The organism is Streptomyces sp. BE20 (assembly GCF_036322525.1).
GTDB lineage: Bacteria > Actinomycetota > Actinomycetes > Streptomycetales > Streptomycetaceae > Kitasatospora.
Map to the genome: position 1 here is coordinate 1 of NZ_JAQYWW010000385.1, position 280 is coordinate 280.

2 pseudogenes are annotated in these 280 nt (G+C 71.4%); one reads left to right on the forward strand and one right to left on the reverse strand.

What is annotated here, in order from left to right:
• Window positions 1–161, reverse strand: a pseudogene (locus tag PUR61_RS03005) (flavoprotein); the annotation flags it as partial.
• Between PUR61_RS03005 and PUR61_RS03010 the strand changes: the two are divergent.
• Window positions 149–280: pseudogene (locus tag PUR61_RS03010) on the forward strand (transcriptional regulator); the annotation flags it as partial. The pseudogenes PUR61_RS03005 and PUR61_RS03010 overlap by 13 nt on opposite strands.

Below are 280 nucleotides of genomic sequence, written 5' to 3' on the forward strand. Positions count from 1 at the left end.
ACGGTGCCGCAGGAGTGCTGGTTGGGGTCGATCAGCGGGGCGAGCGCCGCGGGGGCCTGGAGGCGGTCGTCCAGGTGGAGCCGCAGCTCGCCCAGAAAGGACAGGTCCGGGCGCAGGCCCGTCAGGACGATGACCTCGTCCCAAGGCCGTGCCCTGCTGCCCGCCGATCACCTCGGCGGAGCTGTCGGCCGAGGACGCGGTACTGATGGCCGCGATGTTCAAGGCGCTGTCCGACCCGGTGAGGCTGCGGCTGTTCTCGAAGATCGCCTCACACCCGGGC